This window comes from Edaphobacter sp. (genome assembly GCF_035532915.1).
Lineage (GTDB): Bacteria > Acidobacteriota > Terriglobia > Terriglobales > Acidobacteriaceae > Edaphobacter.
In genome coordinates this window covers 1-8,373 of sequence record NZ_DATKQC010000117.1, presented here as the reverse complement: position 1 = coordinate 8,373, position 8,373 = coordinate 1, and the positions used below count along the sequence as shown (strand labels likewise).

Below are 8,373 nucleotides of genomic sequence, written 5' to 3'. Positions count from 1 at the left end.
CCTCGCGCGGCTGGGGCCGCGCGTCCGACCGAGAACGCCAGGCTGAACGCCTGTCTGCATCGCGCACAGGGGTGCGCTAACTAGAGGAGCTGTGTCGTGTTGAATCTTCCGAGGTTGACGTGGATTGAGTTTCTGCGGTTTTGGAACTTCCTCCAACTGCCGCATGCGCTTTGGTATATCGGGATGGCGGTGGCGCTATTTGTGCTGCTGCTCGCCCTGGCGCTGAGGTTCATGCGGTGGCTGGAGCAGTCAAATGCCTGGCTTGTGTGGCTGGTAAGGCTTCTGGGAAACCTGATGTTCGTGGCATTGGGACTCGTCGCGGTGCCCGCATGCTTGTTCGGAGTGGCCGTGTGGTTTGGGAGCCGCGAGGCGGATCCTCAGTACGCGGACGCTATAAGTGCTGGGTTCGCAGACGTCCTGCAGGCCGCGTTGTGGGGCGCCGGGGTAGGGCTGGTCCTGGGAATTGCGGCCGTGTTCTACCTTACTCGGCATGTCATACCGCGCTTTGCGTCCATGCTGGACCGCGGTACCCGTAAGACCAGAGATGACGAACTGACGGACGTGCGGACGGTCGGGCAGCTCCTGCCGGAGGCCACTACCTACGACCCACGCCGCTACTACGATGAGTGCCGGCGCCGGCATGAGGTTTTCGTCGGGCTGGAACGGGGCAAGAGCCCCTTAGCTATTGCCCTCAGGCGGGCGCGGGAGTCCCACGTCCAGTTGGTCGGGCCTACGGGCAGTGGCAAAGGCGTGGCTGCTCAGAATTTCCTGACTCAAGCGGTGCGCCGCGGCGAAGCGGTCGTGGTGTTCGATCCAAAAGTAGATGGCGATAAGTGGCTGCCGTCCGTCTTGTACGCAGAGTGCAAGGCGGCAGGCGTGCCGTTCCGTTTCATCAACCTGTGCGCTGAGCTCCCCCAGTTCAACTTGCTCAAGGGGGCAGACGCTCGGGAAATTACGCAGCTGCTGACCACCGGCCTACGACTTGGTCGGCAGGGTACGGAGGCTGATTTCTACCGCCTGGCAGAGCGCGCATTTGCGAAGCGTGCTGCGCGGGGCGAGTTCGGCCCGCCGGAATGCCTGCCGGCGCTCGCAGATGCTCTAAGGGAGGCAGCAGGGGAGGAATACGACAAACTTCGTGGACTCTTGGATCAGGTGAACGAGCTCGCCGACATACCTGCCGTGCAGACTGCCGCCGGGACCGATCTCGGTGCTGTTCTAGAGCAGGGCGGGGTGCTCTATATCGCCGGGTCCGACGTGGACGAGGACGTACTGCTGCTACAGCCCATGCTCGTTCTCAGGCTGGTGCAGCTTATCCGTTGCCGGGAACGAGACACGGGACGCCAAGTGCTAATGTTCCTAGACGAGGTGAAGCACCTCTTGTCCAAGCCGGTAATCAACAGCCTTGGGCTTATCCGGGATCGCGGCTGCAATCTGATCCTGGCTCACCAGGCCTTGGAGGATCTTTACTGCATAGATGCGGACCGAGAGACCACGGAAGGGGCTGTGAGGGTTAACTGCACGTTGCGTCTCTGCTACCGGCAGACGGATCCGGACACTGTGCAATGGATCGAGGCTCAGACGGGCACGATTGTGGTAAATGCGGAGAGCCGCGAGATCGCCCGTAATGCGGCGCTGTCTGAGGTCCAGCACGAGACCCGCCGGCTGCAACAGATACAGCGTGCCAAGATCGATGCCAACATGATCCAGCAGCTTCCTGAAGGTTGCGGCGTACTCATCGGTGCTGGCGTGGCTCGGCTCGTGTTCACCGCGCCTCAGATGGTTCCACGTCTCAAGTTCACTCCCGGCGCGGCGCCGAAGTATGAGCGTCGCTCGACTGACTTGCTCCGCCACGAAGATCAGCCGGCTCCCAGCGCACACGCTACGGATTCGTTGTGACCGGGCATTTAGCCACACTTGTTTCCGATCCGGTGGAGCGAGAGCGGCGCCGAAAGGCCAAGCGGGAACAGGTGTTGCGCTGGCTGAGGCGCAATACCTGGTCGACAGTCGAGATACTTCGTGAAGTGACGGGACTAGGATCACGCCAGGCAGCACATGGATTGCTGCAAGCTATGGTTAGAGACGGATTAGTCCGTAAGTCGATAATCTCGGGTGAATTCGGCCCATCGGTGCTGGTGTGGGGCATCACGGTCCACGGAGCCGCGATGGCCGCTCGGCAGAACGAGCCAATTTCAGCCCGAACATTCGAGCCCTCCAAGATCAAGTTGGCAACCATGAGCCACAGCCTGGACCTACAACGTCTTCAGCTTCGCGCCGAGAGGTCGGGATGGGGCTGGGAGCCAGTTTCTGGAGAATTCTCGCGCAGTGAAGCGAAATATGCAGATGCGGTCGCCGTCCGACCCGATGGCCAGAAGGTGGCGGTTGAAGTTGAGAGGACGGTGAAAACGTGCAAGCGCTATGCCGAAATCCTTGTGGCTCATTTGGCCGCACGTAAGGAAGGTAAATGGGATTGGGTGTATTACCTGTCGCCCGAACAGGGCGTGCGCGACAGGGTAGAACGTGCATTCCACGAAATACGGTACGCGACGTGGCAACAGCGCCGAATGAAGATTGACGCCGTACACCTTAAACCCTTTAGATTCGATACTTACGGCGGCGGTTGGCCGGAAGCAGTTTGATATTGCGCAATTGCGTATTCCGGTGAAACCCGCCACCTATTCTTGTCTCAAAACCACCGTTGATTCCGACGGGAAAACCTACATCAATTCCGGCTGAAAGCCACCACAGCAGCCTTGTGCGAGACTTTTCGCGAGGTTCTGGGTATGTCAGAACGTAGGCATTCGACTGATCGCGCACCCCTTCGGAAAGCTGCTTCAAGTATAGGCGCCAAATCAGTCCTCCCGATCAGCATCGATGGTTGTGAATAGATACGCCCCGGCTACAAAGCCTTCCAGTCATCTCGACAACGCATAGTTGGACACCGAGGCGGGGACTCATGTAGCGTCTTTTTTTTGGGGTTTGGTAACGGAGTACCGATCGATGGGCTCGTCCTCTTATCTTTTTATCCTGACCTTCTTGCTCCTCCTTCCCACGGCATTCTCCATCCTTCTAAGGGGGACGAGGCGGCCCGGAACCGTTTGGCCGTACTATGCCAAGAGGCTGCTTTCGAGCCCCGAGCAGGTGCTCTATTACCGGCTGGTAAAAGCCTTGCCTCAATATGAGATCTTCGCCCAGGTGCAGATCTCGAGGATCCTCGGCATCAAGAAGGGCGTACGTTACCGGGCCTGGCTGAACCGCATCGACCGCTTGAGCGCAGATTTCGTAGTCTGCAGGAAGGATTCGAGCATCGTCGCCGTAGTGGAGCTCGACGATTCAAGCCATGAAGCGCCTTCCCGCCGTAAGACCGATGCCAAGAAGGACCGGGCGCTGGGTGCAGCTGGCCTCCCCGTGATCCGCTGGCAGACTCGCGATATGCCGGACATCAGTACCATCCGCACCCATCGCGCGTGGGGGGATCCGGCATCCAGGTGACGACCGAGAACTTGAGACTTAGTGTGGCGAGGCCTCGTTCCCGGTGGTCGATCTAACCAGTAGAGTATCGACGTCTGCTTCCGGCCAAAAGCAGCCGTCGCGTTAAGTGACAAAATGGCGATTTTCCATCATAACGAGTGGCTGCTTTCCGGCCGGAATAGGTGGCAGGTTTCAGAACGCAATGGATGGCGGAATTCAACCGCAATACGCAGCAACCCCCCCTAACCCCCCTCCCGCTGTCCCGGTGCTGTGGCGGTTACTTTCGCGAGCAGCGCTTGTTCTCTCGTGTCCGTGAAAATTTCGTGCTGTTTCACCCCCTCCGTGTGGATGTCGAGCGTGAGTGCCTAGCCGAACGTCCGCCTTGTGGCGTCAAGGCCAGGCCCTTCGGGCGCTACGCGGCCTGTGACGCCGGCGGCCGCCCGGCTTATCGGCCCTCCGTCATCCACATTCGGAGGGTTTTCGATGAAACAGCAGAAATTCAACCTTGACGGTTTCGCGCAAGACAGCGCTGGCCGCTACACCACCGCTCGCCCGGTAACAGCCGACGAGTTGATCGTGCTGGCGGAGCGGATCCTCTCTGAGCGGTTCGCCAGAGGCAAGGCGCTCTCCGATCCTGCTGCCGTTAAGCGCTGGCTAGTTACTCGTCTGGCAGATCGCCCGCACGAAGTCTTTTGCGTTTTGCACCTTGATAACCGTCATCGCGTTATCGCCTTCGACGAATTGTTTCGCGGTACGATTGACGGTGCCTCAGTGCATCCCCGTGAGGTCGTGAAGCAGGTGCTCCAGCACAACTCTGCTGCTGTCATCTTTGTTCACAACCATCCGTCCGGCGTTTCCGAGCCTTCCGATGCTGATCGCCGGCTTACTCAGCGCCTTAAGGACTCTCTCGCTTTGGTTGATGTCCGTACCCTTGACCACTTCGTGGTGGGCGGCGCCGAGGTCGTGTCGTTCGCTGAACGGGGCTGGCTTTGAAGCCAGCTCCAATGCGACCCCTGCGGGGCCCGGGCCCGAAGGGGGGGTGCCCCCCTTCCATCAGGGCCCTAGGGGGAGTAATGTGTCGACGTTTTAGGGGAATTTCGACACGTTTTAGGGACCTGTCGGCCGGGTCGACAGGTCTAAATTACGTGTCGACAAATCATGGAAATCCCGACATATGACGGTTTTCGACCCAGACCAGCCCTTTAACGAATTGCCTCTGCTGCCGCCCAAGCGAGAGCTGGAGACCAAGCCGATTCTTAAGCGCTGTGTCGAAGCACGGGCGGCCTTGGCAGCGCTCAAGCAGGTGGGGGAATCCATTCCTAACCAATCTGTGCTGATTAACACTATCCCACTCTTAGAAGCCCAAGCCAGTTCCGAGATCGAGAACATCGTTACCACCACGGATAGACTTTTCCAGTTTGCGGACAACCCTGGCAACCAAGCCGACGCCGCCACCCGAGAAGCGCTGCGCTATCGCACAGCCCTCTACGATGGCTACCAGGCACTCAAGAAGCGACCATTAAGCACCAGCATCGCGGTGGAGGTTTGCCGGACCATTAAAGATACTGACCTTGATGTCCGCAAGATCCCGGGAACAACGCTAACCAACAGTGCCACAAAGAAGACCATCTACACGCCTCCGGCAGGGGAGGCGCTGCTGCGCGATAAGCTCGCCAACTGGGAGCGGTTCTTGCACGATAACGAAGAGCTGGACCCACTGACTCGCATGGCAGTCGGACACTACCAGTTCGAAGCCATCCATCCATTCCCCGATGGCAACGGCCGCACAGGCCGCGTACTGAACATCTTGTATTTAGTGGATAAGCGACTGCTCGATATACCGGTGCTGTACTTATCCCGCTACATCATCCAACACAAGGCTGATTACTACGGATTGCTCTTGGAAGTCACGCGTAAGGGCGACTGGGATAGCTGGCTAACGTACATGCTCGATGGTGTACAAAGCACGGCCGACTGGACAGCAGCCAAAATACGTACCACAAGACAACTGCTCGAAGAGACTGCCAGCTATGTTCGGGAAAAAGAGCCGGCTATCTACACCCGCGAGCTGGTAGAGCAATTGTTTGTCCAACCTTATTGCCGAATTGCTAACCTCGTTGATGCTGGTGTCGGCCACCGAGAAACCGTATCCAAATATCTCAGGACCTTATGCGATATCGGAGTGCTTGAAGAGCGTAAGGTCGGCCGAGAAAAATTATTTGTGAACCCGCGGTTCTTGCGCTTACTAACGACAGATAGCAATAAGTACACGAAGTTCGCATAGTTTGCGGCAGCTCCACTAAGGGAATGGCCATGGCGAAATCACGGAATCCAAAGGGTAAGGCAAAAGGGCAATCCGAGCCGCGCGGCCACGAAACCCGGCCGCTCGAGGTGGAAGAATTTTCCCTCGCCCAGCAGGTAAGCGCCGCTGAAACAAAGCCCGTCACGAGTAAGAGCGGCAAGCTCGGCCCGCGCAAGTCGAAAGCATCCAGTGAGCCGGAAGTTTTGAGCTATCGGCACAAGGACAAGCGCAAAAATAACCCGGATGTCGGGCTGGTCACGCCCGATACTGATCGGGTGGCGGAGCCGAAAGACTGGAAGTATGACCCCCATATCGATCCGGCGCTGCAATTCGACATGAAGCGCAGCCAAGTAGAAAGGCTGATTGATGACGCGCTGGCAAGCAAAGATGAAGCAATCATGCGTGCCGCGCTCGAGCAGCTGAAGCGGCAAGCGGAGCCCTATCTCAATTGGACCGGCAAGGCTGAACGCACCAGCTTCGATGTGGATACGGTTTCCCTGCATGTTCATGAGCGGATAGATCCAGCGACCGTCCTCGCGACTGTCAGGAAGCGGATGAAAGGGGAGAAGGGCGGCGAGAAACCCATGCAGGAGGATTTCCTCAAGGCGTGGTTCGAAGAACCGCTACCGCTGCGGGAAGCCATCGATTTTTACAAGCACGAGCGAGGATGGGCTAACCGGTTGATCGCAGGTGACAGTTTATTAGTGATGAATTCTCTGCTGCAGAAGGAGAGCATGGCAGGGCAGGTGCAGATGGTCTATATAGATCCGCCCTATGGCATCAAATACGGTTCAAATTTCCAGCCATTCGTAAATAAGCGAGAAGTGAAAGATCGCAAGGACGAAGATCTAACTCAGGAACCGGAGATGATTAAAGCGTTCCGGGATACATGGGAACTCGGCATTCACTCGTATCTGACATATCTTCGCGATCGCCTATTGCTGACAAAGGAGCTGCTGAGTGAGTCGGGCAGCGTGTTTGTGCAGATTTCCGATGAGAACGTACATCTAGTCAGAAATCTTTTGGACGAGGTTTTTGGAACGGCGAATTTTTGTTCTGAAATTATTTTTCGAAAGACCACGGGAAAAGGAAGTCAACTACTAGACACGACGAATGATTTCATTCTGTGGTATGCAAAAGACGTCCGCAGGCTAAAGTACAAACCAACTTTTGAGCCGAGATCTATCCTAGACGAGGACAATTTGCGCTTCGTTGAACTGACGAACGGCAGTCGTCGCAGACTAACGACAGATGAAATTATCGGAACCTCCTCTTTGCCATCTAATTCGAGGGTATACCGCCCCAATCCTCTGACTAACCAGCGCCCAAGACAAGGTGGAGATCTAGCTGAGTTTGCTTTTCAAGGGCGCATATTTACGCCTGGGGCAGGAACATTTCGCAGCGACGAGCGCGGATTGACACGGCTTGCACATGCGAACCGCTTGCTCGCCGTCGGTACTTCGCTCACCTCTATTCGCTACCTAAATGACTTTGAATTCAAACCACGGAACAATATTTGGGACGACACGCGTTCGGGTGGTTACGGAGAAGAAAAACATTACGTGGTTCAGACGGGAAGCAAGGTCATCGAGCGTTGCCTGCTCATGGTCACCGACCCTGGCGACCTGGTACTTGATCCAACTTGCGGTTCCGGCACCACTGCCGTTGTCGCAGAAAAATGCGGTCGTCGCTGGATTACTTGCGACACGTCGCGCGTTGCGATGACGCTAGCTAAGCAGCGTCTTCTGACGGCCAGCTACGACTACTACGATCTCAAGTACCCACACGAGGGATTGAAGGCAGGCTTCATCTACAAAACCGTGCCGCACGTTAAGCTAAAGTCGATTGCGAACAATTCGGAGATCGATGCAATCTACGAGCGTGAGCACCCCTTGATCGAGGCGGCACTGGTGGCATTGAACGCCGCACTGCGAACTAGTAAGGCGCCGGCTTTCAAGGTAACGGAAGGAAATCGAAAAAACACTTTGCTGCAGTTTGCTCGCGATGCGTTGCAAGAATGGGAGGTGCCGTTCGATTACCCCGAGAACTGGCCGGCATCAGTTCGTGCGGCATTCGACACTTTCCGCAACGCGCATCAAAACATGCAGAAGCGGATGGACATGTCTATAGCGGCACATGCAGAGCAGGAGACACTTTACGACCAGCCGCAAGTATCGAAGGACAAGCTGCGGATCAGCGGACCTTTCACCGTAGAAGCGGTCCCCTTTCCCTCGGTTAAGGCGCTGGACGAAAGAGAGCAGCCGCAGGAGGCCGATAGTTCGGTTGCCAGATCGGGAGAGTCCGGTAGGCAACACTCTTGGCGAGATGAATTGCTCAAGACCGGGATTCGCGGGAAGAGCGGCCAAGCCATCAAAATCGCCGCTTTGGAAACTGTCCCCGGTTTGCACTACATCCATGCTAGTGGGCTACTGGCGGATAACGCCAAGGAACGCGTGGTGGTGAGTTTCGGGCCCGAATACGCTGCTCTGGAGCAGCGCCAGGTGGAAATGGCGATGCGGGAAGCGGGCGAGCTTTTTCCTCGGCCCAAGATGATTATCTTTTGTGCCTTCACCTTTGATCCTGAGGCCGCGAAGGACATAGAT

Annotated in this window: 6 protein-coding genes; all 6 read left to right on the top strand. The window is 56.9% G+C overall.

From position 1 onward, the window contains the following. The first annotated feature begins 96 nt into the window (after positions 1–96). The gene (locus tag VMU57_RS05905; RefSeq protein WP_325381706.1) at positions 97–1,896 is read left to right on the top strand and encodes a type IV secretory system conjugative DNA transfer family protein; all 1,800 of its coding nucleotides are present in this window, start codon (positions 97–99) and stop codon (positions 1,894–1,896) included. Beyond that, positions 1,893–2,636, top strand: a complete 744-nt coding sequence (mobC, locus tag VMU57_RS05900; protein WP_325381705.1) for a helix-turn-helix domain-containing protein — start codon at positions 1,893–1,895, stop codon at positions 2,634–2,636. The genes VMU57_RS05905 and mobC overlap by 4 nt, the downstream gene beginning before the upstream one ends. Positions 2,637–2,997: 361 nt before the next feature. Further along, a complete protein-coding gene (locus tag VMU57_RS05895) occupies positions 2,998–3,489 on the top strand; it encodes a DUF2726 domain-containing protein (RefSeq protein ID WP_325381704.1) in 492 nt (163 codons plus the stop codon). A gap of 462 nt (positions 3,490–3,951) precedes the next feature. Continuing rightward, positions 3,952–4,461, top strand: coding sequence for a RadC family protein (radC, locus tag VMU57_RS05890; protein WP_325381703.1), 510 nt, complete (start codon positions 3,952–3,954; stop codon positions 4,459–4,461). A gap of 181 nt (positions 4,462–4,642) precedes the next feature. Next, complete coding sequence (fic, locus tag VMU57_RS05885) at positions 4,643–5,752, top strand: protein adenylyltransferase Fic (RefSeq protein WP_325381702.1); 1,110 nt, start codon at positions 4,643–4,645, stop codon at positions 5,750–5,752. 29 nt (positions 5,753–5,781) lie between these two features. Beyond that, positions 5,782–8,373, top strand: a 2,592-nt coding sequence (locus tag VMU57_RS05880) for a site-specific DNA-methyltransferase (RefSeq protein WP_325381701.1), incomplete at its 3' end; no start/stop codon positions are given.